Here is a 648-nt window from a genome sequence, read left to right on the forward strand (position 1 = left end):
TCACGCCGCTGTTCGGCAGAGTGGATTCTAGAGGGCGACATCCGAAGCTGCTTCGACAGTTTCAGTCATCCCTGGGTTCTGGAACACATCCCGATGGATAAGATGGTTCTGCGCAAATGGCTGGAGGCCGGGTACATCGATGAGGGATCTCTGTTCGAGACACGGGCGGGTACACCCCAGGGGGGCATCATCTCACCTGTGATCGCGAATATGGCGCTGGACGGGTTGCGGCCATTCATGCGAGTGTCGGAGTGTCAGCACCCGCGCGCCAAAAACTCAAGCTCAAGGTTCACGTCATCCGATATGCCGACGATTTTGTCGCGACTTGTGCGTCGAAGGAAGTCCTCGAAACCCAAGTTCTCCCCGCTGTCCGCCGTTTCATGGCGGAGCGCGGGCTGGAACTGTCGGAGGAGAAGACCCGGATTACGCATACATCGGAGGGGTTCGATTTTCTCGGGCAGAACGTACGCAAGTACGGCTGCAAGTTGCTGATCAAGCCAGCGAACAAGAGTATCAAATCGCTGCTGAGCAAGGTCCGGGAGATCATCAAGGGCAATGCGAGCGCCACGCAGGAGGCATTGATACGGCAACTCAACCCGGTTATTCGGGGCTGGGCCACGTACCACCGTCACATCGTGGCGAAAGCAG

At 57.7% G+C, this 648-nt stretch carries 1 protein-coding gene and 1 pseudogene; both read left to right on the forward strand.

The window, feature by feature from the left end:
* Positions 1 to 39: 39 nt before the first annotated feature.
* Positions 40 to 168 (forward strand): annotated as a pseudogene (locus tag E1J61_RS38700) (group II intron reverse transcriptase/maturase); the annotation flags it as partial.
* Between the two features lie 83 nt (positions 169 to 251).
* Positions 252 to 648: group II intron maturase-specific domain-containing protein (locus E1J61_RS38440; protein WP_256376146.1), on the forward strand; the 397-nt coding region annotated here is incomplete at its 3' end.

The sequence above is a fragment of the Cupriavidus sp. L7L genome (genome assembly GCF_004353535.1).
Taxonomy (GTDB): Bacteria; Pseudomonadota; Gammaproteobacteria; order Burkholderiales; family Burkholderiaceae; genus Cupriavidus; species Cupriavidus oxalaticus_A.